Origin of the sequence: Shimia biformata, from assembly GCF_016888515.1 — a bacterium.
Classification (GTDB): Bacteria; Pseudomonadota; Alphaproteobacteria; order Rhodobacterales; family Rhodobacteraceae; genus Shimia_A; species Shimia_A biformata.
Genome location: NZ_JAFEJK010000001.1, coordinates 946,042 through 968,921 on the forward strand (window position 1 = coordinate 946,042; position 22,880 = coordinate 968,921).

Annotated in this window: 22 protein-coding genes; 11 read left to right on the forward strand and 11 right to left on the reverse strand. The window is 61.2% G+C overall.

Going from position 1 to position 22,880, the window contains the following annotated elements:
* Positions 1-79: 79 nt before the first annotated feature.
* Positions 80-1,186: a 3-isopropylmalate dehydrogenase gene (gene leuB / locus JQ863_RS04555; RefSeq protein WP_204113134.1), complete on the reverse strand. Its 1,107-nt coding sequence runs from the start codon at positions 1,184-1,186 to the stop codon at positions 80-82.
* A gap of 55 nt (positions 1,187-1,241) precedes the next feature.
* A complete protein-coding gene (locus tag JQ863_RS04560; RefSeq protein WP_204113135.1) occupies positions 1,242-2,126 on the reverse strand; it encodes a LysR family transcriptional regulator in 885 nt (294 codons plus the stop codon).
* Positions 2,127-2,231: 105 nt separating this feature from the next.
* Here JQ863_RS04560 and JQ863_RS04565 point away from each other — a divergent pair, with 105 nt between their 5' ends.
* Positions 2,232-3,134 (forward strand): NAD-dependent epimerase/dehydratase family protein, encoded by a 903-nt coding sequence (locus tag JQ863_RS04565; RefSeq protein ID WP_204113136.1) that lies wholly within the window; start codon positions 2,232-2,234, stop codon positions 3,132-3,134.
* A gap of 15 nt (positions 3,135-3,149) precedes the next feature.
* Here JQ863_RS04565 and JQ863_RS04570 read toward each other — a convergent pair whose 3' ends face one another.
* The 4 genes from JQ863_RS04570 to leuC all read right to left on the reverse strand — a co-directional run bounded on the left by JQ863_RS04570 (position 3,150) and on the right by leuC (position 7,392).
* Positions 3,150-4,103, reverse strand: coding sequence for an endonuclease/exonuclease/phosphatase family protein (locus JQ863_RS04570; RefSeq protein WP_204115182.1), 954 nt, complete (start codon positions 4,101-4,103; stop codon positions 3,150-3,152).
* 59 nt (positions 4,104-4,162) lie between these two features.
* Entirely contained in the window at positions 4,163-4,921 is a 759-nt protein-coding gene (locus tag JQ863_RS04575) for a hypothetical protein (protein WP_338055485.1), read from the reverse strand.
* 447 nt (positions 4,922-5,368) lie between these two features.
* A complete protein-coding gene (leuD, locus tag JQ863_RS04580; protein WP_204113138.1) occupies positions 5,369-5,974 on the reverse strand; it encodes a 3-isopropylmalate dehydratase small subunit in 606 nt (201 codons plus the stop codon).
* A gap of 11 nt (positions 5,975-5,985) precedes the next feature.
* A complete protein-coding gene (gene leuC, locus JQ863_RS04585; RefSeq protein WP_204113139.1) occupies positions 5,986-7,392 on the reverse strand; it encodes a 3-isopropylmalate dehydratase large subunit in 1,407 nt (468 codons plus the stop codon).
* Positions 7,393-7,682: 290 nt separating this feature from the next.
* Here leuC and JQ863_RS04590 point away from each other — a divergent pair, with 290 nt between their 5' ends.
* Complete coding sequence (locus JQ863_RS04590) at positions 7,683-9,089, forward strand: mechanosensitive ion channel family protein (protein ID WP_204113140.1); 1,407 nt, start codon at positions 7,683-7,685, stop codon at positions 9,087-9,089.
* Here JQ863_RS04590 and JQ863_RS04595 read toward each other — a convergent pair.
* Both JQ863_RS04595 and JQ863_RS04600 read right to left on the reverse strand, forming a co-directional pair.
* Positions 9,080-9,292, reverse strand: a complete 213-nt coding sequence (locus tag JQ863_RS04595; protein WP_204113141.1) for a helix-turn-helix domain-containing protein — start codon at positions 9,290-9,292, stop codon at positions 9,080-9,082. The two genes, JQ863_RS04590 and JQ863_RS04595, sit on opposite strands and share 10 nt — an antisense overlap.
* Positions 9,292-9,822 carry a hypothetical protein gene (locus JQ863_RS04600; protein WP_204113142.1) on the reverse strand — a complete coding sequence of 177 codons (531 nt, stop codon included), beginning with the start codon at positions 9,820-9,822 and terminating at the stop codon, positions 9,292-9,294. The genes JQ863_RS04595 and JQ863_RS04600 overlap by 1 nt, the downstream gene beginning before the upstream one ends.
* Before the next feature lie 300 nt (positions 9,823-10,122).
* On the opposite strand from JQ863_RS04600, the gene rsfS reads away from it, so the two are divergent.
* Positions 10,123-10,476, forward strand: coding sequence for a ribosome silencing factor (rsfS, locus tag JQ863_RS04605; protein WP_420826220.1), 354 nt, complete (start codon positions 10,123-10,125; stop codon positions 10,474-10,476).
* Between the two features lie 47 nt (positions 10,477-10,523).
* Positions 10,524-10,994, forward strand: a complete 471-nt coding sequence (rlmH, locus tag JQ863_RS04610) for a 23S rRNA (pseudouridine(1915)-N(3))-methyltransferase RlmH (RefSeq protein WP_204115055.1) — start codon at positions 10,524-10,526, stop codon at positions 10,992-10,994.
* 58 nt (positions 10,995-11,052) lie between these two features.
* Here the strand turns inward: rlmH and JQ863_RS04615 are convergent, their stop codons facing one another.
* Positions 11,053-11,766, reverse strand: coding sequence for a DUF599 domain-containing protein (locus JQ863_RS04615; RefSeq protein WP_204113144.1), 714 nt, complete (start codon positions 11,764-11,766; stop codon positions 11,053-11,055).
* Between the two features lie 85 nt (positions 11,767-11,851).
* On the opposite strand from JQ863_RS04615, the gene JQ863_RS04620 reads away from it, so the two are divergent.
* From JQ863_RS04620 to JQ863_RS04640, 5 genes are all read left to right on the forward strand, one after another.
* Positions 11,852-13,291: an FAD-linked oxidase C-terminal domain-containing protein gene (locus JQ863_RS04620; protein WP_204113145.1), complete on the forward strand. Its 1,440-nt coding sequence runs from the start codon at positions 11,852-11,854 to the stop codon at positions 13,289-13,291.
* Between the two features lie 73 nt (positions 13,292-13,364).
* Positions 13,365-14,486: an FAD-binding protein gene (locus tag JQ863_RS04625; RefSeq protein ID WP_204115056.1), complete on the forward strand. Its 1,122-nt coding sequence runs from the start codon at positions 13,365-13,367 to the stop codon at positions 14,484-14,486.
* 5 nt (positions 14,487-14,491) lie between these two features.
* Complete coding sequence (gene glcF, locus JQ863_RS04630; RefSeq protein WP_204113146.1) at positions 14,492-15,814, forward strand: glycolate oxidase subunit GlcF; 1,323 nt, start codon at positions 14,492-14,494, stop codon at positions 15,812-15,814.
* A 135-nt stretch (positions 15,815-15,949) separates the two neighbouring features.
* The gene (locus tag JQ863_RS04635) at positions 15,950-16,660 is read left to right on the forward strand and encodes a trypsin-like serine peptidase (protein WP_204113147.1); all 711 of its coding nucleotides are present in this window, start codon (positions 15,950-15,952) and stop codon (positions 16,658-16,660) included.
* A gap of 119 nt (positions 16,661-16,779) precedes the next feature.
* On the forward strand, positions 16,780-17,256 hold the full coding sequence (locus JQ863_RS04640; RefSeq protein ID WP_204113148.1) for an Hsp20 family protein: 477 nt from the start codon (positions 16,780-16,782) through the stop codon (positions 17,254-17,256).
* Between the two features lie 109 nt (positions 17,257-17,365).
* Here JQ863_RS04640 and JQ863_RS04645 read toward each other — a convergent pair whose 3' ends face one another.
* Positions 17,366-19,537 carry an esterase-like activity of phytase family protein gene (locus JQ863_RS04645; RefSeq protein WP_204113149.1) on the reverse strand — a complete coding sequence of 724 codons (2,172 nt, stop codon included), beginning with the start codon at positions 19,535-19,537 and terminating at the stop codon, positions 17,366-17,368.
* A gap of 154 nt (positions 19,538-19,691) precedes the next feature.
* Between JQ863_RS04645 and JQ863_RS04650 the strand changes: the two genes are divergently transcribed.
* Positions 19,692-20,471 (forward strand): alpha/beta hydrolase, encoded by a 780-nt coding sequence (locus JQ863_RS04650; protein WP_204113150.1) that lies wholly within the window; start codon positions 19,692-19,694, stop codon positions 20,469-20,471.
* A gap of 14 nt (positions 20,472-20,485) precedes the next feature.
* On the opposite strand, the gene JQ863_RS04655 is transcribed toward JQ863_RS04650, so the two are convergent.
* A complete protein-coding gene (locus JQ863_RS04655) occupies positions 20,486-21,463 on the reverse strand; it encodes a P1 family peptidase (RefSeq protein WP_204113151.1) in 978 nt (325 codons plus the stop codon).
* 189 nt (positions 21,464-21,652) lie between these two features.
* Between JQ863_RS04655 and JQ863_RS04660 the strand changes: the two genes are divergently transcribed.
* Positions 21,653-22,861, forward strand: coding sequence for an aminopeptidase P family protein (locus JQ863_RS04660; protein ID WP_204113152.1), 1,209 nt, complete (start codon positions 21,653-21,655; stop codon positions 22,859-22,861).
* Positions 22,862-22,880 lie beyond the last annotated feature (19 nt).

A 22,880-nucleotide genomic window follows, 5' to 3' on the forward strand; every position in this document is an offset into this window, starting at 1 on the left:
GGCAGGGACGGGCTGGTGGGACAAAAAAGGCGCGAGGGTCGAAGCCTCGCGCCTTTTTCCGATTGCTGTGACGGGGCGCTCAGAGGCTGGCGTCAAGTGCTTTCAGGATCGCGTCGCCCATGCCCGAGGTCGAGACTGGTTCAACCCCTTCTTCGCCTAGAAGGTCGGCGGTGCGATAGCCATCGGCCAGCACCGCTTCGATGGCCTGTTCAAGACGTGTCGCCTCGTCGCCGGCATCGAAGGAATAGCGCAGCGCCATGGCGAAGCTGAGGATACAGGCGATCGGGTTCGCCTTGCCTTGACCGGCAATGTCGGGCGCCGAGCCATGCACGGGCTCATAAAGCGCCATCGGGCGGCCGTTTTCGCGCGGCGCACCAAGGCTGGCCGAAGGCAGCATGCCAAGCGAACCTGTCAGCATCGCCGCGGCATCCGACAGAAGATCGCCGAACAGGTTGTCGGTGACGATCACGTCGAACTGCTTGGGCCAGCGGCACAGCTGCATCGCACCGGCATCGGCATACATGTGGCTGAGTTCTACATCCGGGTATTCGGCCTGATGCACCTCGGTCACGACATCGCGCCACAGGATGCCCGACTCCATGACGTTGGCCTTCTCCATCGAGCAGACCTTGTTGCCACGGCGGCGGGCCAGTTCGAATGCAGAACGTGCAACGCGGGCGATCTCGGACTCGGTATAACGCTGGGTGTTGATGCCCACGCGTTCGTTGCCTTCCTCGATGATGCCGCGCGGTTCTCCGAAATAGATACCCGAGGTCAGTTCGCGGACGATCACGATGTCCAGCCCGGCGACCACATCCTTTTTCAGGGACGAGAAGTCGGCCAGCGCGTCAAAACATTGGGCGGGACGCAGGTTGGCGTAAAGGTCCATTTCCTTGCGCAGGCGCAGCAGGCCGCGTTCGGGTTTGACCGAGAAATCAAGCTGATCGTATTTCGGGCCGCCAACGGCCCCCAGAAGCACCGCGTCGACAGACAGCGCCTTGGCCATCGTGTCGTCATGCAGGGGTGTGCCGTGCTTGTCATAAGCGCAGCCGCCGACAAGGTCTTCGCTCACGTCAAATTTCAGGCCGCGCTTGTCGCCGAACCAGTCAATGACACGGCGCACCTCGGCCATGACCTCTGGGCCGATCCCGTCACCGGGCAGGATGAGAAGCGAAGGGTTGCTCATGCGGATGTCCTCGTTTGATTGCTTGGCTCTGCCCTAGCGTTAGGATCAGGAAAGATCAAGGAAGTGGCGCACGGAATCCGGCGGTCAGAGCGTCCCAGACAAGCTGAATGCGGGGGCTGTGGCGGATTGCTTGCGGCGCGGCCAACCAAAGCGGCAGCGACGGCAGGGGAAAGTCGCGCAGGATGCGGACAACACGCGGTTCTGCGTCGCCAATGGCGGTCTGCATCCCTCCGATGCCACAGCCCGCAACGACAAGGTGCCAGAATGCTGCCTGATCGTCGCAGCGCACGGGGAAGAAGTCGCGCGTGACCTCAAGGCCGACCTCTTTCATCGTACGGATCATCAACGCGCTGCGGTCGAAGCCGACGATCTCGTGATCCATGAAATCCGTCAGGGTTTGCGGTGTTCCCCGGCGTGCCAGATAGTCATGCGATGCATAAAGCCCGATTTCCTGGTCGGCGACATGGGCTGTGACAATGTCCAGCTGGGTCGGACGGAACATACGTATGGCGATGTCCGCTTCACGGAACAGCAGGTTCTCGGGCAGATCCGAGGGCACAAGCTCGATCTGGATGCCGGGATGTGTGGTGCGCAGCCGCGCCAGGATAGGCGGCAGAAGGAAATGCGACACCACCACCGAGGCGGTAATACGTACGGTGCCCGTGGTGCCCGCGCTTTGGCCTTCCGCGGCAAGTTCCAGCGCCTTGGCCGCGGTCTGCATGTCGCGCGCCTTGTCCAGCAGTGTGATCCCTTCCGGTGTCAGGCTTTGGCCGTGGCTTTCGCGCTGAAACAGATCGAGACCCAGCACCGCTTCCAATTCGCGGATGTGGCGGCCGATGGTTGGCTGGCTGATCCCGATGTCTCGTGCAGCGGCCGAGAACGAGCCGTGTTCGGCGACAGCAAGAAAGCTGCGGATCAGGGACCAATCAGGGGATGCCATGATTTGCCTCTAAATAAATGAATGTTCGATCAAGGATTTTGACGAATATTGCAACAAATGTGAATGGGGTAGCGTTGTGGCATCACGATCAACGGAGGATGTGACATGACGGGAACGGTTCTGATCTTGGGCGCCAGTGGAAACGTCGGGCGCCATGCGGCGCGGGCCTTTCGTGCGGCAGGGTGGCAGGTGCGTCTTTTCGACCGCGAAGCGGGCAACCTGGTGCAGGACGCGACAGGCGTGGATGTCATCGTGAATGGTCTGAACCCGCCGAATTACGACCGGTGGGAGGTCCAGATTCCCCGTATCACCGATCAGGTGATCGCCGCAGCAAAGGCCAGCGGTGCAACTGTGATCGTACCGGGAAATGTCTATGTCTTCGGCGATCACCCCGGGGTCTGGGATGAGACCACCCCTCATCGTGCCAGCACCAAGAAGGGGCGCGTTCGGATCGAAATGGAATCGGCCTATCGTGCGGCAGCACGGGACGGCGTTCGCACGATCCTGTTGCGTGCCGGAGATTTCATCGATCCCGATGCGCTGGGCACCACGCTGTTCGGCATCCTGGTTGCAGGAAAAGCGCACAAGGGGCGACTGACGCGGTTAGGCGGCGCTGACAAGCGCCACGCCTATGCCTACCTGCCGGATGTCGCGCAGGCGATGGTGATGCTGGCTGAGAAACGCGCCGAGCTTGCCCCTTTCGAAGATGTGCCCTTTCCCGGCCATACCTTCACCCCGAATGAGTTGCGGGACGTGATGTCACGCCGCCTGGGGCGGGCGATGCGGGTGTCTGCCTTTCCTTGGTGGGCAGTGGGTGTGGTGCGTCCGTTCTGGCGGCTGGGGCGCGAGATCTGGGAGATGCGTTATCTCAGTGATCTGGACCACAGCTTGTCGGCGGCGAAATTCGATCGTCTGATTCCGGGGTTCCGCTCGACACCGCTCGATCAGGTGGTGACGGCAGAGTTGCCCAAAGGGACATTGCCTTCGGGCGACCCGGCACGTGCCTGAAAACCCAACGTTGGTTCAGGGCCACGTGACATCCACCCACACAAGGCGGTGTCGCGTGGCCCTTTCACCGGGTTTGGGGCGTTCATCGGGTGTGTCTTGGCCGCTTGCTACGACCAGCAAGTCGCGTGAGGGCAACACATAGTCGACGCGCATCGGTCCCGGACCGGGCGAAGGCCAGTTCACCGTATCAAGACCGCCCTTGTCGTTTTGCGGAAGAGGGTCGGTGAGCCGGGGATCTTCCAGCAGAGCCTCAATCGCCTCTCTTCTTCCTTCGCCCTTCCGGGGGTCGAGGTTTGCGTTGCCGAGGATGACAAACGGACCATCTGGTGGCGGGGCAATGGCACCGTCCAGTACAAGCCGCCAGAACCGCACCTCATCTGCATTGCGCAATCCGTTCCGATCCTCGGGGCCGTCAAACACAGGGGGAGAGGCATCCAATGTCAAAAGTGTCAACTTGTCGCCCCACGGCAAGGATATGGGCACCTGCCAGAACCCGTTTGAAGCCAGCCGCTGCACAGCCCGCGCCGCCTGTGGCAGAACTGTTGCGCCATCGCCGGGCATGGCGTTCCACAAAAGTCCGCTGTGATCGGTGATCGCGCCCGCCAGCGGATACCGCGACAGGATCGCCATGCCGTTCTGCCCTCGAAATCGCGCGAAACCCTGATTGTCGCCTGGGCCGTCGGTGCGTCCGTCGTCGTCGAGGTCGCCGCCAGAGGCCAGCCCACGGTTCGACCCGGCGACGATGCGGTGAGGCAAATCATGACCTTCGGCGCCAATGAGGTTTGCCAGCGCGTGAATGCCGTGTCTTTCGGCGTCCAGATCGATGCCTAGGACAAGGATAACGTCGGGGCGGTTGGCGGCGATGCGGCGGGCGACATTCATCACCTGAGGCGCGCGCTTGTTGATCGCGGCCAGCATCTGACCCGGGCCCTTGGCATAAAGCTCGGTGTCGAAAGTGGCGATGCGCAATGACTGTGCAGCAACCGGGGCGGCGATCAGCGCCCACAGAGCTGTCAGGACAACGGGTATCAGACCAGTTGCAATGCCTGCGCTGCGGCATAGGCGCGACGGCGGTTTTCGTCGATCAGTTCGGCCACGCGCCCCATCGCGATGCCGCGCATGATCATGCTGACGGGAATGAAGGCCCATGCGCTTATCGTCCAGATCAGTGTCATCGGATCGTCCAGGTAGATCGGATTGATAAGGTCCGACATCATCTGGATGACCGCCGGGATCAGGAATGGCATGAGAAACCCTAACGCAATGTTAAGACGTGCATCGCGTTGCAGCCGCGGCAGTACATCGCCGCCTGCGGTGGGATCAAAAAGTGGCAGGTTGACCCAGACATTGAACGCGCCATTGCGGGCGGGCCAGCCCAGGATCCGGACATAGAAAAAGAACACTGCCAGCGCTGCAAGCGACACGAAATAGCTGATCCCGGACGCGACCCTGACTGATTGGACCAGCTCGGGCGAGGCGTTGTCGGGCAGCATGATTACCATAAGGTGGACTGGCGAATAGGGAATATCGATCAGGTTGCCGACCACGATACCAAGCCGGGTCAGAAATCCCGTGATCGTGCTGGGGGCCATTTCTCCGCGCGCAATCAGCGACAGGGTGAAGACGCACAGGAAAATCGCGATGAAGCGAATGCGATTGAACGGCGGTGCAAAGCGAAACTCAACGATGGACGGATAGGTCGAGAAATACTCGATGAAGACCAGAACAGAGGCGAAGACTGCAAAGAACAGAACGATCTGCACTGCATCCGGACTGACGCTGGGCAACAAAATCGCAGGTATGGCCAACAAAAGGGCCACCAGAATCGCCCGTGTCAGGGCGCTTGTCAGTTTTGCAAACACTTGCTCGTTTTCCCTCAACCTGGTCCCCCGCGATACGTTGCCGCGAGCGTGTCCCAACTTGATCCCGAATGTTATCGGGGCTGCCTCATTCTTGCCTTAATCCTGCCCGCTTTGACCCAAGCGCTCAAGAGGTTGTTGCGTGCGTGCCCCAAAAAGCGGGGTCGAGGCGCCAAAAGTGGTGCGCGATTGCATCACGAGTAAGGCCAAAAAAGCGCCTATTTTCCATGTCTCTACCAGATATGGTGTGGTGCGGTTGCGCTGTGACTAGTGTCGGCGAAACACTTTGACAGCATTCTGCGACCGCGCGTCAGACAACAGAAAACGGGCCACCGATCACCCGGCGACCCGTCATATTTCCGCCTTATTTCCGCCTCAGGCCCAGGGGCGCTCGGCTGCGGCCTTGGCTTCAAAGGCGTCGATTGACGCGGATTTTTCCATCGTCAGTCCGATATCGTCGAGCCCCTCAAGCAGGCAGTGTTTCTTAAAGGCATCCACTTCGAAAGAGATCACTTCGCCGTCCGACGTGGTGATTTCCTGCGCTTCCAGGTCCACCGTCATGCGGGCGTTCGCCCCCTTCTCGGCATCTTTCATCAGGATGTCGACCTGTTCCTGAGGCAGAACCACCGGCAGGATGCCGTTCTTGAAGCAGTTGTTGAAGAAGATATCGGCAAACGAGGTCGACACGATGCACTTGATGCCGAAATCAGCGATCGCCCAAGGCGCGTGCTCGCGGCTGGAGCCGCAACCGAAATTGTCGCCCGCGATCAGGATCTCGGCGTCGCGGTATTGCGGCTTGTTCAGCACGAAATCCTCGATCTCGGTGCCGTCGCGGTTATAGCGCATCTCGTCAAACAGGTTCTTGCCGAACCCGGTGCGCTGGATCGACTTCAGGAACACCTTGGGGATGATCATGTCGGTGTCGATGTTGACCAGCGGCATGGGGGCCGCGATTCCGTGCAGTTTTTCGAACTTTTCCATGGGTCTATTCCTTACATCAACTCACGCACGTCGGTCAGCTTGCCGGTCAGCGCGGCGGCGGCAGCCATGGCGGGGGAAACAAGATGCGTCCGGCCCTTGTAGCCCTGACGCCCCTCGAAGTTGCGGTTCGAGGTTGAGGCGCAGCGCTCACCCTCGGCCAACTGGTCGGGGTTCATGGCAAGGCACATCGAGCATCCAGCCAGACGCCATTCGAAACCGGCCTCCTTGAAGATGTCGGCCAGGCCTTCTTCCTCGGCCTGTGCGCGCACAAGGCCGGAGCCGGGAACGATCATGGCACGCATGCCGTCCTTGATCTTCTTGCCTTTGACCACCTCGGCCACGGCACGCAGGTCTTCGATCCGGCCGTTGGTGCAGGAGCCGATAAAAACGGTGTCGATCTCGATATCCGACAGTTTCTGACCCGGAGTCAGGCCCATGTATTCAATCGAACGGCGGGCTGCGTCGACCTTGCCGCCGGTGAAGTCCTCGGGGTTCGGAACGACGCCGGTGATCGGCAGCACGTCTTCCGGGCTGGTGCCCCAGGTGACGACCGGCTCAATATCTTCGCCGCGCAGGCTGACGACCTTGTCGAAATGCGCGCCTTCGTCGGTGTAGAGTGTCTTCCAATACTCAAGCGCCTGTTCCCATGCCGCACCTTTCGGAGCATGCGGGCGGCCCTTGACGTATTCGAAGGTGGTCTCGTCCGGCGCGATCAGACCGGCACGTGCGCCGCCTTCGATCGCCATGTTACAGACGGTCATGCGGCCTTCCATCGACAGGTCACGGATCGCTTCGCCGCAATATTCGATGACATAGCCGGTGCCGCCTGCGGTCCCGGTCTTGCCGATCACGGCAAGGGTGATGTCTTTTGCCGTGACGCCGGGCTTCAGCTTGCCGGTGATCTCGACCTTCATGTTCTTCGATTTCTTCTGGATCAGAGTCTGGGTCGCCAGAACATGTTCAACTTCCGAGGTTCCGATCCCGTGCGCCAGTGCGCCGAATGCGCCGTGGGTGGCGGTGTGGCTGTCACCGCACACGACGGTCATGCCGGGCAGGGTCCAGCCCTGTTCCGGGCCGACGATATGCACGATACCCTGACGGACGTCAGAGACCGGGTAGTAATGCACGCCAAACTCCTTGGCGTTCTTGTCCAGCGCCTCGACCTGGATGCGGCTTTCCTCGGTCATCTGCGCGGGGTCTTCACGGCCCGCGGTTGTGGGCACGTTGTGATCCGGTACCGCGATGGTCTTTTCCGGTGCCCGCACCTTGCGGCCCGCCATGCGCAGACCTTCGAAGGCCTGCGGGCTGGTCACCTCGTGAACGAGGTGGCGGTCGATATAAAGAAGGCAGGTGCCATCATCGGCTTCATGCGCGACATGGGCATCCCAGATTTTGTCATAGAGTGTTTTGGGGGACATGTGTCCTCTCCCGTAGCTAATTCGGTTGGCAGGGTGACAGGATTGGGCGCGCTTATAGGCGGGCAAGCACCGAGCGGGACTCGCCGAAGAAGCGTTCGCGCAGCCGGGCGCGGTCATCCATGTCGAAAATCCGTGTCATGCCGGGTCAATTACCGCTTTGGCCCGAGTCTCGCAAGGGAAAGCGCGCAAGTCTGGAAAATGTGATCTCGGGTGACACGGCTGGCCGTCGCTGGATTATCCTTGCCGACGCACAATCGGTCGTGTCACCTTTCAGTTAGAGAAGGAACGGCATGGCGGACGAGCAAACCAAGACAGTCGAAGAGGTCGCGGCAGCGGCCACCGAAACCGTTCAGCAGAACCCGCAGGAAATCGCTATCGGAGTCTGGGGGCAGGCACAGGCGTTTGCGCTGGATCTGCTGCGACCCTGGAATGCCTACCAGGTCGCCATCGCCCTGGGTCTGTTGGCGATATCCCTGCTGATTGCGCGGTTGGTCAAACCACGGTTCTATGAGTGGCTGCGCGAACGCGAAGGCTGGCCGAAGTGGAGATACCGTTATCTGGTGATGGTGCATCGCCGTATGGCGCTGATCTTCTTTGTCGTGCTGATCTGGCTGACCGTGTTCCTGATGCGCGAAATCACCTGGCCCAGCCGGTCCTATCTGCTGGCTGCCCTGGCCAACCTCGCCACCGCGTGGCTGATCGTGGTTCTGGTCACGCGGCTGGTACAGAACGCCTTTCTGCGCACCGTTCTGCGCTATGGCGCTTGGATCTGGGTCACGCTGAACCTCTTAGGTCTGTCCGACGAGGCCAGCCAGGTCATGGACAGCGCCGCGGTCGAAATCGGCGACATGCGGATCTCGCTCTGGATGGTGGTGCAAGCCGGGGTGGTTCTGGGCCTCGCGTTTGCCGCGGCGCGGTTCCTGTCGAACCAGGCGTCCAGCGGCTTGAAGAAAAACGAATCCCTGTCACCTTCGATGCAGGTGTTGGCCAGCAAGACCGCGCAGGTGGTGTTTTATGGTCTGGCCTTCTTCATCAGCCTGAAATTCGTCGGCTTCGACCTGACCGGTATCGCCTTCCTGTCTGGTGCCATCGGCGTCGGTATCGGTTTCGGCTTTCAGAAAGTCGTGTCGAACCTTGTCTCGGGCATCATTATTCTTCTGGACAAGTCGATCAAACCCGGCGACGTCATTTCGCTGGGCGAGACCTTTGGCTGGATCAACTCGCTTGGTGCCCGATATGTTTCGGTGGTTACGCGGGACGGGCGGGAATACCTGATCCCGAATGAAGACCTGATTACCGGTCAGGTGGTAAACTGGTCGCACTCAAACTCATTCGTGCGGCTCGATATCTTCTTCGGCACGGCTTACGACGACGATCCCCATGCTGTCAGAAAAATCGCGATCAATGCGGCGGCGGGGGTAAACCGTGTCCTGACCGCGCCATTGGCCCCGGTTTGCCATATCGTCGGGTTCGGCGATTCAAGTGTGGACTACGTGCTGCGGTTCTGGATCGAAGACCCAACCCAGGGGCTGACCAATATCCGCGGAAATGTCTATCTGGCGCTGTGGGATGCGTTTCAGGAAAGCGGCATCTCGATCCCCTTCCCGCAACGCGAGGTCAAGATGCTGGAAGGGTCACGGTTGGAAACGCGGCAAGCGGGGCTGGACCTGATGCCGGAAGGCGACGCTCAGGATTGATCGGGCACTGCCTCCAGCAGGTCTCCGGGCTGGCACTCAAGCACCTCGCAGATACGCGCCAATGTCTCGAATCGCACCCCTTTGACGCGGCCTGATTTCAAAAGGCTCAGATTTTGTTCGGTAATGCCAATGCGATCCGCCAGTTCGCGAGAGCGCATCTTGCGCAGGGCCAGCATCACGTCCAGGCGCACCACGATTTGCATCAGACGAACCCCCTGTTCTCGGCCGCTGCGCGGGCAGCTTCGGACATCGCGGTACCGATGACCCATATCAACGCTGCCGCCAGCAGGAAACCCGCCTGCATGTCGCCGAATGAGATCACCAGGCGCCTGGTGCCGGGGGTGGCGGACAGGCTTTCGATCAAGCTGAACACAGTGGGCGACAGGATCGAGATCACTCCCTTTGCAAAAAGTGCGAGTGCGATAGAGCGGATCAGGCGGGCGGCGGTCTCGGACAAGGGGTCGGCTGTAGCGTAGACGCCAAAGAGACGTGCAGTGAACCACAGAACGGCGATATTGGCTCCGGTCGCGACAAGGGTCCAGACCGTGAGCAGGATCAGACCCGAAGTGCTGGCGGTTGCGTCTGAGGCCCCTCCTGCGCCGTTCACATCCCCGCGGAGCAAGGACTCCAAAAGGACGTGCGCACCCATCAGGATGAACGCGACGATGCCAGCAATGCAGATCGCCCGCAAAATGGTGGCGACACGGCGGAAGCGAAGGGATAATGGAGACATGGGGTTTTCTCTCGTTGGATCAATTTTTAATGTAAAACGATAATAAATTATCAATTCATCTTGCGGCGTTTGTCAACAGGCCAATGTCGGCCGTCCGCAGAACCGGCTCTCGAGCGGAAGCCTGCGGATGCAGATCGGTGACACTTTCGTCTTCCGCTGCGTTCGGTTCATTGAATTGTCACCCCCCTGTTGTTACCTTTCACCTATCCCGGCGCCGGGGATTTGCGGCGTGCAGCGAAGGAGGACACTGTCCTGTCTCTCTCAATGGACGCGGCCAAAGCCGCCGACGATGGAGCGCCCATGATGGCCGTTCCGACAGACGCGACAAGCGAGGCACTGCTTGCGCGCATCCTGACCTCACTTTCCGAAGACAAGGCCGAGGACATCGTCGAGATCGACTTGCGTGGCAAGTCGGCGATTGGCGATTACATGGTGGTCTGCTCGGGGCGCTCGTCCCGCCAGGTTGCCGCGATCTCGGAAAAGCTGGTTGAGCGGCTGAAGGCCGAGTTCGGCCGCCTGTCCAAGGTCGAAGGCAAGGATGCCGGTGACTGGGTGCTGATCGACACGGGTGACGTGATTGTTCATGTTTTCCGCCCGGAAGTGCGCGAATTCTACCAGCTGGAGAAGATGTGGCTGCCCACGGGCGCCGCGTGACCGGCTGACAGGCGGGGCCGTTTGGCCCCCGGAGACCTCTATTGCCCCTGCGCATGCACATTTGCGCCGTCGGCCGGCTGCGGTCCGGTCCCGAGCGCGACCTCATCGACGATTACGTGACCCGCTTTGACCGGACCGGCCGGGCCCTTGGGCTTGGGCCGCTGTCGCTGATCGAAGTTGAGGACAAGAAAGGCGGGGGCATGGGGGCTGAGGCAGATCTGCTGCGCGGCGCGATCCCAAAAGGTGCCACGATCTGCGCGCTGGATGAGCGTGGCAAGTTGATGACATCCCCCGATTTTGCAGACGCGCTGGCACGGTTGCGCGACACCGGAGTCAGCGACCTGGCCTTCGTGATCGGTGGCGCGGACGGCATCGATCCGGGGTTGCGCGGGGCGGCAGACATGAAGCTGTCTTTCGGCAAGATGGTCTGGCCGCATATGCTGGCGCGGGTGATGCTGAGCGAGCAGCTTTATCGTGCTGCGTCAATTTTGGCGGGCGCGCCCTATCACCGGGTTTGAAGGGGCGCTGCCCCTCTGCTGATGCATTCACCCCGAGGTATTTCAGGCAAGAGGAAGATCAGGGCGCAGGATAGCCGTCCGTGGTTTCCAACAGTGCGGCGCGGCTGGACGAGGCGAACTCGCGCCGCCACAGCACAATCACGGTGACAATGCTGCCCATAAGAAGCGCACTGCCACCGAACAGCCACGCTGCCGCCGCCAGTCCGAAATAGACGGAACGCATGGCGCGGTTGAAGCTGCGCGCGGCGGTAATATTGATCTCGGCAGCCTTGGCGCTGCGGGGCAGGGCGGCGGGATCGGTGACGTCATTGGGCACCGCCGACATCACGACCGAGCAGTAGCCGAACAGCCGGTGCGCCCAGACGAATTTCAAAAACGCGTTGGCGATGAAGAAGATCATTACCACCAGCTTGATTTCCAGAACAATGGCTGGGTCGCGGGACAGGCTGAGGTCGGTCGCAACCCCGGCCAACCGCTCGGTATTGCCGATCAGCGCCAGCCCACCGCCAATGGCGATCATCGTGGCTGATGCGAAGAACGCCGTGCCCTGCCGCAGGTTGCCGAGAATCTGGGCGTCAAAGACGCGCGGGTTGCGTTCCACAAAGTGGCGGAACCATTCGCGCCGGTAATAGACCATGATCGAAGAAACCGAAGGACGCGATCGGGGTGGGTTCTCGATCAGGTGGCCGATGGCAAGCCACGCGACAAACAGCGTTGCCAGCGCCGCTGCATCCAGCGGGTCGAATAAGGTGATGCGGTCGCTCCAGTTCATGGCGCGACACTAGCGCGCGGGAAGGGTGGTTGCCAGATCGGAAAATTGGTTATATTTCTTTACCAATGTTTCAGAGGTGATTCAAATGGACATGCCCCCCCCCAGCCCGACCGTTCTGGCCAAGAAAGCAAGGATTTTGGATCGCCTGCGCACCGTCTTGCCGGCCGATGCGGTGATCGGGGACGAGGCCGAGACCCGCGCTTATGAGTGCGATGCCCTGACCGCTTACCGTTGTCCGCCGCTGGCGGCCGTGCTGCCGGCGTCGACGAATGAAGTCGCCGCCGTCCTGAAGATATGCCACGAGGAAAACGTGCCTGTGGTGCCGCGTGGGGCCGGGACGTCGCTTGCTGGCGGTGCGCTGCCGACTGCCGACAGCGTGATCCTGGGCGTGGCGCGGATGAACGCGGTGTTGGAAACCGATTACGAAAACCGGTTCGTCCGAGTGCAGACCGGGCGCACCAACCTGAGTGTCACCGGTGCGGTCGAAGAGATGGATTTCTTCTATGCACCCGACCCATCGTCACAACTGGCTTGTGCGATCGCAGGCAATATCGCCATGAATTCGGGCGGGGCGCATTGTCTGAAATACGGCGTGACCACCAACAACCTTTTGGGCGTGACCTTGGTCACGATGGAAGGAGAGGTGGTCGAGATCGGCGGCGCGCATCTCGACGCCGGCGGATTGGACCTGTTGGGGCTGATCTGCGGCTCGGAAGGACAGTTGGGTGTGGTCACCGAGGCGACATTGCGGATCCTGCGCAAGCCTGAAGGCGCGCGGCCTGTCCTGATCGGGTATGACGACATTGTCGTGGCGGGGGAATGTGTCAGCGACATCATCAAATCCGGCATCCTTCCCGTTGCGATCGAATTCATGGACCGCCCCTGTATCCGTGCCACGGAAGCCTTCGCCGGTGCGGGCTATCCCGACTGCGAGGCACTGTTGATCGTCGAGGTCGAGGGCAGCGAGGAAGAGATCGCAGCGCAGCTTGAACGGATCGTGGCCATCGCGAAGACTCACAACCCGGTGGAGTTGCGCGAAAGCGGATCACCTGAGGAAAGCGCCAAGATCTGGCTGGGTCGCAAGTCGGCCTTTGGCGCGATGGGGCAGATCAACGATTACATGTGCCTCGACGGTACGATCCCGGTCAGCCAGTTGCCGCTGGTGCTGCGGCGGATTGGTGAGATGTCAAAGGAGTTCGGGCTGGATGTCGGCAACGTATTTCATGCTGGCGACGGTAACATGCATCCGCTGATCCTGTTTGACGCCAACAAGCCCGGAGATCTTGAGAAATGCGAGGCGTTTGGCGCCGAGATACTGAAACTTTGCGTCGAGGTTGGCGGTTGTCTGACCGGTGAGCATGGCGTCGGGATCGAGAAACGAGACTTGATGGTGACGCAATACGAGGCCGATGACCTTGATATCCAGATGGCGGTCAAGGACGTGTTTGATCCCAAATGGTTGTTGAATCCGGCCAAGGTATTCCCCTTGCAATCGAGTGAAACGCGGCGGATCGCGGCGGAATAGGGGCGTAGCCCCTCGCGCGGAAAGCCCGGGCTTTCCACGCTCACCCCAAGGTATTTGAGGAAAGAGAAAGATGATGCGACCGGGAAGCGAGGCGGAATTGGCCGATGCGGTGGCGGGGGCGACGGGGCCTTTGCGGGTGATCGGTGGTGGCACGCGGGACATTGGCGCGCCGGTGGACGGGGACGTGCTTTCGGCGGCTGGGCTGTCGGGGATATCGCTTTATGAGCCAGGCGCATTGACTTTGGTTGCTGCGGCGGGGACGCCTTTGGCGGATATCGAGGCGGCGTTGGCTTCGGAGGGCCAGCGGCTGGCGTTTGAACCCATGGACCATCGCGGGCTTCTGGGAACCACCGGCGTGCCGACCATCGGAGGCGTGGTTGCGGCCAACGTATCGGGGCCGCGCCGTATCCAGGCGGGGGCGTGCCGCGATTCCGCGCTTGGGGTGCGGTTCGTGGATGGTCGCGGCCGGGTCCTGAAAAACGGCGGGCGGGTGATGAAGAATGTCACCGGCTATGACCTGGTGAAGCTGTTGGCGGGATCCTGGGGAACGCTGGGCGTGTTAAGCGAAGTGTCCCTGAAAGTGCAGGCTATCCCCGAGACCGAGGCGACGCTGGTCGCGCAAGGACTTTCGGCACAGGATGGGGTCGCGGCACTTTCTGCGGCGCTGGGCTCGCCCTTTGACGTGACCGGGGCAGCGTGGCTGTCCGACACCGGGGAGGCACGGGTGCGGATTGAGGGGCTGGCAGCATCGGTAGCCTATCGCCTGAAGCAGATGGGCGCGGAAATCTGCGCGGGTTGGGACGTTTACGAAGGCGTGGCAAGTGCCGCTTTGTGGCAAGAGGTGCGGGACGTGACGCCATTGTCGGGACAGGCAGGGACAGTGTGGCGGGTGTCTGTGAAACCGACAGATGCGCCAGCCTTGCTGAACGCATTGGGTGATCCGCAGGCGATCTGCGACTGGGGCGGTGGGCTTGTGTGGCTGCTGATGCCAGAAGGCGGCGATGGGGGCGCGGCGGCGGTTCGGGGCGCGGTTGCACGGCTTGGTGGGCACGCGACGCTTGTTCGGGGCAGCGCGGAAACGCGGCGTGCGGTGTCGGTGTTTCAGCCCGAAGAAGCGGGGGTGGCCCGGATCACGGCAGGATTGCGGGCGCAGTTCGACCCGCGTGGCATCCTCAATCCGGGACTGATGGGGTAGGCAACATGCAGACGAATTTTACGGAACAACAGCTTCAGGATCCGGGTATCCAGCGCGCAAATGAAATCCTGCGCGCCTGCGTCCATTGCGGGTTCTGCACCGCGACCTGCCCGACATACCAGGTGCTGGGGGACGAGTTGGATTCCCCGCGCGGGCGAATCTACCAGATCAAGGACATGCTTGAAAACGAGCGTGATCCTGACCCCAAGACGGTGATGCACATCGACCGGTGCCTGTCTTGCCTGGCCTGCATGACGACCTGCCCGTCGGGGGTGCATTACATGCACCTTGTTGACCATGCCAGAGAGTACATCGAGGGCAGATACAAGCGCCCATTCATGGATCGGCTGTTGCGCTGGACGCTGGTGCGCATTCTGCCCTATCCGACACGGTTCCGATTGGCGCTGCTTGGGGCCAAGATCGGGCGGCCCTTTGCGTTCCTCATGCCGGACGCGCGTTTGAAAGCCATGCTTGAAATGGCGCCGAAGCACATTCCTCCGGTCAGTCGCAACGATGACCCACAAAGCTTTGCTCCCGTCGGGCCAAGGAAGATGCGCGTTGCGCTGATGACAGGTTGTGCGCAGAAGGCGTTGAACACCGATATCAATGACGCGACCATCCGGCTGCTGACCCGGCTGGGTTGCGAGGTCGTGGTAGCCGAGGGTGCGGGCTGTTGCGGGGCGCTGACCCACCACATGGGCAAGACCGAGGAAAGCCACGGCACCGCGGCCAGGAACATCCGCGCGTGGTGCCACGAGATGGACGGTGCAGGGCTTGACGCCATCGTGATAAACACCAGCGGTTGCGGCACCACGGTCAAGGACTACGGCTTCATGTTCCGAAACGAACCGCTGGCGGCGGATGCCAAGCGGGTCAGCGATATCGCGATGGACGTGTCCGAGCTTCTGATGCAGCTTGACCTGCCCGAAGGCGACGACAAGGCAACCGTGGTGGCCTATCACGCGGCCTGTTCACTGCAGCACGGCCAGAAGATCAAGACCTTTCCCAAAGACCTTTTGAAACGGGCCGGGTTCACGGTGGTCGAACCGGCCGACAGCCACCTTTGCTGTGGATCGGCGGGAACTTACAACCTGATGCAGCCCGAGATTTCGAAACAGCTGAAGGCGCGGAAAGTGCGGACGCTGGAGGCGAAGAATCCGGACATCATTGCGGCGGGAAATATCGGCTGCATGATGCAGATCGGTGGCGGAACCGAGGTGCCGATCGTGCATACGGTCGAATTGCTGGACTGGGCCACAGGCGGCCCGCAGCCGCCGGCACTGACGGCCGAGGGTAAGCATGTGCCAGAGATCCCGATCCTCAGATAACCCGCGAAACGCCCGATTTTTGCCTTAACCCGTGACTACGGTGCCCCTGTCATTGCAGGAGGTTTCATGCGGTTTTTGGCGATCATCATTTGGCTTTGTGTTGCCCTTGCGCAGCCCCTAGCGGCGCAACAAGGGTTGAAATCACTTCAAACCGGCCATGATGCGCGGGGGCTGGAAGCGGTTGGACGGCTCGAAATCGGAGGGCACGGATTCTGCACTGGGGCATTGATCGCGTCAAACCTTGTCCTGACGGCCGCGCACTGCCTGTTTGACCAGAAGACCGGAAAGCGCGTGCGGGCGGACCAGATTGTATTTCGGGCCGGGCTGCGCAATGGCCGGGCCAAGGCCATCGGCGAGGTGCGCGGCGCCGTAACCTTCCCAGGCTATAATTTCCGCGCCAAGAACCCCGGCGACCGGGTCAAGAATGATTTTGCCCTTCTTCGTTTGCGTCGACCAATGGGGCGCGTGGTCGAGCCGTTCGAGATTGGCGGCAAGCTGACCCGCCGGAACCAGTCCGTGGCCGTCGTGTCCTATGCGAAAGGCCGCGAGAACGCCCCCAGCCTCGAGCGTGCCTGTAAAATTCTGGGGCGGCAGTCGACGGTCTATGTGCTGGAATGCGACGTCGATTTCGGATCGAGCGGCGCGCCGGTGTTCAGCATGGAAGGCGGGCGTCCGCGCATCGTTTCGGTCATTTCCGCCAAGGCGGAGATGGACGGGCAGAACGTGGCGCTGGCGCCGATGCTGACACAGGGGGTCGTGGATCGGCTGAAACGAGAGTTGGATCGTGCTGGTGTCGATAACCGTACAGTCACAGGGGCAAAATTTCTGCGCGCCAGCGGGGGTTGAACCGGCAAATTCAGATACCTAAATCAGGGAGGCAGGACGCCAATCGGGTCCTGTGCTTCCGCCTGTCCCATGAGGGAAGGCATCACATATCAGTTGTCGCTCAAGAAGGAGGATGACACATGCGGACTTATGATTTCGCACCGCTTTACCGGTCCACGGTCGGGTTCGACCAGCTTGCCAGCATGATGGACCGAGTTCTGTCCAATGATGCAGGACAATCCAGCTATCCACCCTACAACATCGAAAAAACCGACGATGACCACTATCGCATTTCTATCGCGGTGGCCGGGTTTTCGGCGGATGAATTGTCGATCGAGGTGAAGGAACACGCGCTGATCGTTACCGCGCGCAAAGCCGAGGACGACACCGAGCGCACCTATCTGCATCGCGGCATTGCCACCCGTGCATTTGAACGCCGCTTCCAGCTGGCCGACCATGTGCGCGTTACCGGGGCAAGCCATGCCGATGGTATGCTGCACATCGATCTGGAACGCGAGATTCCCGAAGCGTTGAAACCGCGCCGGATCGAGATCACCAGCGCCAAACCTGCGATTTCGTCCAAGAAGGACGTTGTGGACGCTGAAACCGTCAACTGATCGCGATTGGTCCACCGGCTCGGGTCCTAGCCCGAATCCCGGAGCGTATTGACAAGAAAGAAGGGGGGCGCGTGGCGTCCCCCTTTGTGCATTTCTGATGTACCCAAGCTTAGTTCAAGGCACCCGACACTGTGCCGGACTGCCAGAACAGGGTCTCGCCCGAATGGTCGTCGACACCGTCGTTGTCGGTTGATACGAAGATGCGCCCGTCCTCGGTGATTGCCAGTCCTTCGACCTTGTCCAGCACGTATCCGCCTGTCGACAGCATCTCGGGGATGAGGTCGCGCACAAGTTCTTTGGACACGACGGGCAGATCGCCGCCAAGCGGGGCAGGGGTCATCTCGGCCAGCGGAATGCGATAGATCTTTTTGGTCACCGCCCGGTGGTCATGCTGGTTGTCGCGTTCGACGACATAGACGTATTCGCCAAAGCGGGTGATCTCGGACAGACCGACCCAGCCGGTATCAGGCTGAGCCTTTTCATAGGCCACCGCGCCCCATTCCCCGGTTTTGGTATTGTAGGCAACAAGCTTGACGTGATTTGCTGGGTCGTCTTTCCACTCGCGCTGGACAGCCATCCAGAGCGTGTCGCCGATCATGGTCACGCCTTCGAAACCAAAGCGCTTCTCGACCGCCATCAGTGCCGGCGGCAGGCCAATTTCTTTCACGATTTCACCGTTGGGCGCGACCTGGTAGAGGGCGTGCGGCACAACCCGGTCGGTGCGACCTTCGGATGCGACCCAGAACCCGCCATTTCCGTCCAGCGTGATACCTTCCATGTCAAGCTTCTGTGCGGGCTGGCCGGCGCGGGTGACACGGATGACATCGACGATACGAGCGGGCTGATGTGAAACGTCGATTTTGAAGATGGTTGGCTGCATGGCATAGAAGCTGTCATTCACCGCCCAGATGATGTCGCCCTTGTCGGCGACCATACCCGAGATCGCACCCCAGCCGGTCAGTTGGTCCATACCATTCGATGTCAGCATAGGGTAACTGGTCGGCGCGTCCTGGTATTCGAACAACATAACATGGGCGCGCGCGCCGCCGTCTTCGATCAGGTCCTTTTCGTTGGCTGAGATCAGCAGATTACGTTCGGGGAGCGCGACATAACCCTCGGGGCCAACACCCGAGGGCAAAAGCTGTTTCAGGACGGGCGCGGCAGGATCCGTGACGTCATAAACGCCGACGATCGAGCCGCGCTCGGATCCAACAAAGACGTAAGGCGTGTCGCCGAAGCGGGCAAAGGTCACCGATTCCGGTTCGACGCCCTTCTTGTTCGAGCGTTTCTCGGGGTAGTGGCCAATTTCCACGATAGCATGTTCAAAGCTGGCGCCGCTGTCATAGACCAGCGTGCCGTCCTTCTTGAAGATCGACCAGCCCCGGCTGCCGCCTTTGTAATCGCCTTCGTTGGCCGTCGCGAAATGCATGTCGTCGATCCAGGTGACTGCGTCGGGTTCGCGGGCCACGCCCGTGGCGCTGTCGGTGAAAGCCAATGCACGTTCGCGCTGTGTGTCGATCCCTTCAAGGTCAACGCTCCCGGCAGGGAAATGCGACTTCACCAAACCGTCCTTGCCGACAATCACGATATGATTGTTTTCCTGCAGCGTAACCACGGTTTCGCCCAGAGAATTGATTGACACAAATTCGGGTTCGGGATCGGAAGGGGCGATCTCGGCAAGCCCCTGCAGGCCGACCATCTGCATGGATCCGCAGTCCAATGCGCCTGCCTTCAGGCCGACCAGAGCCAAGTGGCCTGCGGGCAATTGCGGGAGACCGCCATCATTCAGGTCTTCGTCACGTTCGTTTTCGATTGCGACGGCAACAAAGCTCTGGTCCGGGGCAATGGCAATGGAATCCGGCTGACCACCCAGGTCGCAGCGCCCGAGTTCGGCCTTGGTGTCGATGTCAATTGCGGCGAGGTGACCGGAAGGCGCGACAAAGCTGTCCGAGGTATTCACGCCGACAAATGCCGTGCGACCCACCATGCCGACGCTGGTCGGTTCACCATCCAGCGCGATATTGCCCAGTGGTTTCGGGTCATGGGCATCGGTGATGTCGATCAGGCCAAGGGCCGAAAGCGGACTGTCGGTATAGACCAGTGTCAGGCCGTCATCGCTGGCCGCAATGATCTCGGCCGAGGATTCGCGGCTGGTGTCGGCGTCCTGCGACATGTTGCGCGGGGTGGCAAAACTGGCGATACGGTTGAAATTCATCTCGGCCAATGCGCCGTTGGCGGCAAGCGCCAGGGACGAGGTCAGGCAGATGGTTCGGAAAGACATGGGGAACTCCGTTTTGGAATGTGCTGCCCGGGCATGGCGGTGGCGCGTTACAGGTGGATGACAAACAGGTGTCAATTTCCTGACAGCCCGAAAAAGCGCTTGTCCGCCAGAACGGATGTGGTCTGATGCCGGCACTCGATCAGAAGGGACGCAGATGGACTACGATGATGCCTACGCAAATGCCGCCTATATCCCCGGGGCCGAGGATTACCCGCCCAGATGGGAACGGGACGCCGCCGCGTTTCGGGCATCCAGCAGGAGTGAAGCCGGGATTTCATATGGCGCGGGCCGGCGAGAGGCGTTTGACCTGTTTTTGCCAAGCGGTGACGCCAAAGGGTTGCTGGTCTTTGTCCATGGCGGATACTGGCTAAAGTTTCACCGACACCACTGGTCGCATCTAGCCGCGGGTGCGGTGGCGTGCGGCTGGGCGGTGGCGATACCGTCATATGACCTTGCCCCGACTGCACGGATCGCAACGATAACCCGCCAGATCGCCGCGGCGGTGACTGCGGCGGCGGGATGTGTGGCGGGGCCAATCGTGCTGACAGGGCATTCCGCTGGGGGGCAACTGGTGGCGCGCATGGCATGCGAAGGAGTCCTGCCGGACGATGTCGCGGCGCGTGTGACGCGCGTGGTGCCGATCTCACCGGTCACCGATCTGCGCGAGATTATGAAGACATCAATGAACGCCGATCTGCGGCTTGATGCAGCAGAGGCCGCAGCCGAAAGCCCTCACCTGCATCAACCGCGCGGCGGACTTGAGGTCACGGTCTGGGTGGGCGCGAAAGAGCGGCCCGTGTTTCTGGATCAGGCCAGGTGGCTGGCCGATGCCTGGGGCGTGGACCTGTTGATCGCCGGGGGCAGGCACCATTTCGATGTTATCGAGGCGCTGGAGGACAAGGACAGCCTGATGATGCGCTGCCTTCTTGGGTGACGTTCAACAAACCGTCACAGAGACGACCAGCAGGGGTGGGTGTCGCCCGCGGCCGGCGTGGCAAGGAACACCGCACGGGCAATCGCGCGCGCAAGACAGGTTGCCGCGGCATGACCCAGAATCAGGGGATCGCCCACCGGGTCGGCAAGTGGTTTCGCACCAGTGGAGGCGGCAAAGACTAGGTCTCCGTCCATCGGAGTGTGCGCGGGCACCAGCGCGCGCGCCATGCCGTCATGGGTCGCGGTGGCCATGCGGGTGCATTGCGCCTGATCCAGAACGGCATCCGTGGCGACAATCGCAATTGTCGTGTTGTGCATCGAGAACTTGGTATCGGGCATGGACTTGGGGTAGTCCGGGGCGGTGCCGAGACCGCCGAATTCGTCCCCCTGTTCCCAAGGGGCGGCCCAGAAATGACGGCTGCCCGGCACTGTGGCGTCCCCCAGCGCATTGACCGCGACCAGTGCGCCGACGGTATGGCCTGAAGCAAGCACCGCCGAGGCCGAGCCCAGTCCGCCCTTGAGTGACGCCAGCGTGCCGCCCGTGCCTGCGCCATGACTACCAAGGTCAAAGCGCTCCGCTGCCGCCGCGAGCGCTGCGCGGCCAAGCGCATTATATGGGTTCTCGGTCCAGTTTTTGTCGCCGCCGTTCAACAGGTCGAACAGGATCGCAGCTGGGACAATTGGCACATGCTGGTCGCCCACCGCAAAACCGCGCCCCATCGCGCGCAACCCGTCCGCGACACCCGAGGCGGCGTCCAGACCCAGTGCCGATCCCCCCGACAGGACCAGGGCATCAACCTGCTGCACCGTCTTGTCTGGCGCCAGAAGGTCCGTCTCGCGCGTCCCCGGCGCGCCGCCCATGACATGCACACCGGCGGTAAACGGGCGGTCGGCGGTCAGGACCGTGACTCCGGATTTCAGCCCCGCATCCGAGGCATTTCCGACCTTCAGCCCAGCGACATCGGTAATCAGGTTCATCTCTCCGGGGTGCATGCTTTCTTCCTTCTTGCCGACATGTCGCGGTTGAACCTAACCGCGCTTTTGCATGTCGCCAACAGGCTTGATCCTCTCCATCATCTGCGCCACAAATCACCAAGGCACTGGCGATGGCGTCGCCACAGGGCATGCCCCTGCGCCCGTTCCCCTGTCCTGAACGCCGGGACCTCTTGCAAGGAGGTCGACATGACAGCCCGTCCTGAATTCTTTCGTTTCCACAACGGCGAAAAGGCCACGCTGCCCTTTGCCGAAGCCGAATATCACCAACGCCTTGCCGGTCTTCGTGCAATCCTGTCGCGCGAGGGGCTGCAGGCGGCCGTGCTGACGTCTATGCACAACGTCGCCTACTATTCTGGCTTTCTTTACTGCAGTTTCGGTCGGCCTTATGCGGTTGTCGTGACGGCCACGGAGTGCGTCACAATTTCCGCCGGGATTGACGCTGGGCAACCTTGGCGCCGGTCGGTCGGTGACAACATCACCTACACCGACTGGCAACGCGACAATTTCTGGCGCGCGGTGCGGTCTGTGACCGGAGAAGGCGCGCGGATCGGTTATGAGGGCGATCACCTGACATTGGCACAAATGGCGCGGCTGGATGGGTTCCTTTCCCCCTCACACAGCACCGATATTGCCCCCGCCACGATGGTGCAGCGGATGCACAAGTCACCTGCCGAGATTGATTTGATCCGCGCAGGAGCCGCCGTTGCCGATGTTGGCGGCTATGCCATCCGCGACGCGGTGAAGGCGGGTGTCCGAGAGATCGACGTCGCCATGGCCGGGCGCGACGCGATGGAGTTGGAAATCGCGTCCCGTTTCCCAGAGGCCGAGTATCGCGACACATGGGTCTGGTTCCAGTCCGGGCTCAACACAGACGGCGCCCATAATCCGGTTACGGGGCGAGTGCTGGAGCGCGGCGATATCCTGTCACTGAACACGTTTCCGATGATCTCGGGCTATTACACCGCGCTGGAACGGACGATGTTTGTCCAAGAGGTGGACGCCGATAGCCTGGCCCTTTGGCAGGCCAACATCGAGGCGCACGAACTGGGCATGTCGCTGTTGAAACCCGGTGCGACCTGCGCCGAAGTCACCCACGGCATCAACGCTTTCTTCGCCGAGCGCGACCTCCTGCAATACCGCAGCTTCGGCTATGGCCATTCGTTTGGCGTTCTCAGTCATTTCTATGGACGCGAGGCGGGCCTCGAACTGCGCGAGGATATCGACACGGTGCTGGAGCCGGGAATGGTGATCTCGATGGAACCGATGCTGACCATTCCCGACGGACAGCCCGGTGCGGGCGGCTACCGCGAACATGACATCCTCATTATCACTGAAGACGGGAACGAGAATATCACCGGATACCCCTATGGGCCGGAGTTCAACCTGGTCGGCTGACCGACTGCTTTTTTCTGGT

What these genes read in the sequence shown, in the direction of transcription:
- JQ863_RS04620 (WP_204113145.1), top strand. Translation starts at nt 11,852, where the DNA reads ATGGACATGCCCCCCCCCAGCCCGACCGTTCTGGCCAAGAAAGCAAGG.
- JQ863_RS04615 (WP_204113144.1), bottom strand. Translation starts at nt 11,766, where the DNA reads ATGAACTGGAGCGACCGCATCACCTTATTCGACCCGCTGGATGCAGCG.
- glcF (WP_204113146.1), top strand. Translation starts at nt 14,492, where the DNA reads ATGCAGACGAATTTTACGGAACAACAGCTTCAGGATCCGGGTATCCAG.
- JQ863_RS04590 (WP_204113140.1), top strand. Translation starts at nt 7,683, where the DNA reads ATGGCGGACGAGCAAACCAAGACAGTCGAAGAGGTCGCGGCAGCGGCC.
- JQ863_RS04595 (WP_204113141.1), bottom strand. Translation starts at nt 9,292, where the DNA reads ATGCAAATCGTGGTGCGCCTGGACGTGATGCTGGCCCTGCGCAAGATG.
- JQ863_RS04640 (WP_204113148.1), top strand. Translation starts at nt 16,780, where the DNA reads ATGCGGACTTATGATTTCGCACCGCTTTACCGGTCCACGGTCGGGTTC.
- JQ863_RS04645 (WP_204113149.1), bottom strand. Translation starts at nt 19,537, where the DNA reads ATGTCTTTCCGAACCATCTGCCTGACCTCGTCCCTGGCGCTTGCCGCC.
- JQ863_RS04600 (WP_204113142.1), bottom strand. Translation starts at nt 9,822, where the DNA reads ATGTCTCCATTATCCCTTCGCTTCCGCCGTGTCGCCACCATTTTGCGG.
- leuD (WP_204113138.1), bottom strand. Translation starts at nt 5,974, where the DNA reads ATGGAAAAGTTCGAAAAACTGCACGGAATCGCGGCCCCCATGCCGCTG.
- leuB (WP_204113134.1), bottom strand. Translation starts at nt 1,186, where the DNA reads ATGAGCAACCCTTCGCTTCTCATCCTGCCCGGTGACGGGATCGGCCCA.
- JQ863_RS04565 (WP_204113136.1), top strand. Translation starts at nt 2,232, where the DNA reads ATGACGGGAACGGTTCTGATCTTGGGCGCCAGTGGAAACGTCGGGCGC.
- rsfS (WP_420826220.1), top strand. Translation starts at nt 10,123, where the DNA reads ATGATGGCCGTTCCGACAGACGCGACAAGCGAGGCACTGCTTGCGCGC.
- JQ863_RS04650 (WP_204113150.1), top strand. Translation starts at nt 19,692, where the DNA reads ATGGACTACGATGATGCCTACGCAAATGCCGCCTATATCCCCGGGGCC.
- JQ863_RS04560 (WP_204113135.1), bottom strand. Translation starts at nt 2,126, where the DNA reads ATGGCATCCCCTGATTGGTCCCTGATCCGCAGCTTTCTTGCTGTCGCC.
- leuC (WP_204113139.1), bottom strand. Translation starts at nt 7,392, where the DNA reads ATGTCCCCCAAAACACTCTATGACAAAATCTGGGATGCCCATGTCGCG.
- JQ863_RS04625 (WP_204115056.1), top strand. Translation starts at nt 13,365, where the DNA reads ATGCGACCGGGAAGCGAGGCGGAATTGGCCGATGCGGTGGCGGGGGCG.
- JQ863_RS04660 (WP_204113152.1), top strand. Translation starts at nt 21,653, where the DNA reads ATGACAGCCCGTCCTGAATTCTTTCGTTTCCACAACGGCGAAAAGGCC.
- JQ863_RS04655 (WP_204113151.1), bottom strand. Translation starts at nt 21,463, where the DNA reads ATGCACCCCGGAGAGATGAACCTGATTACCGATGTCGCTGGGCTGAAG.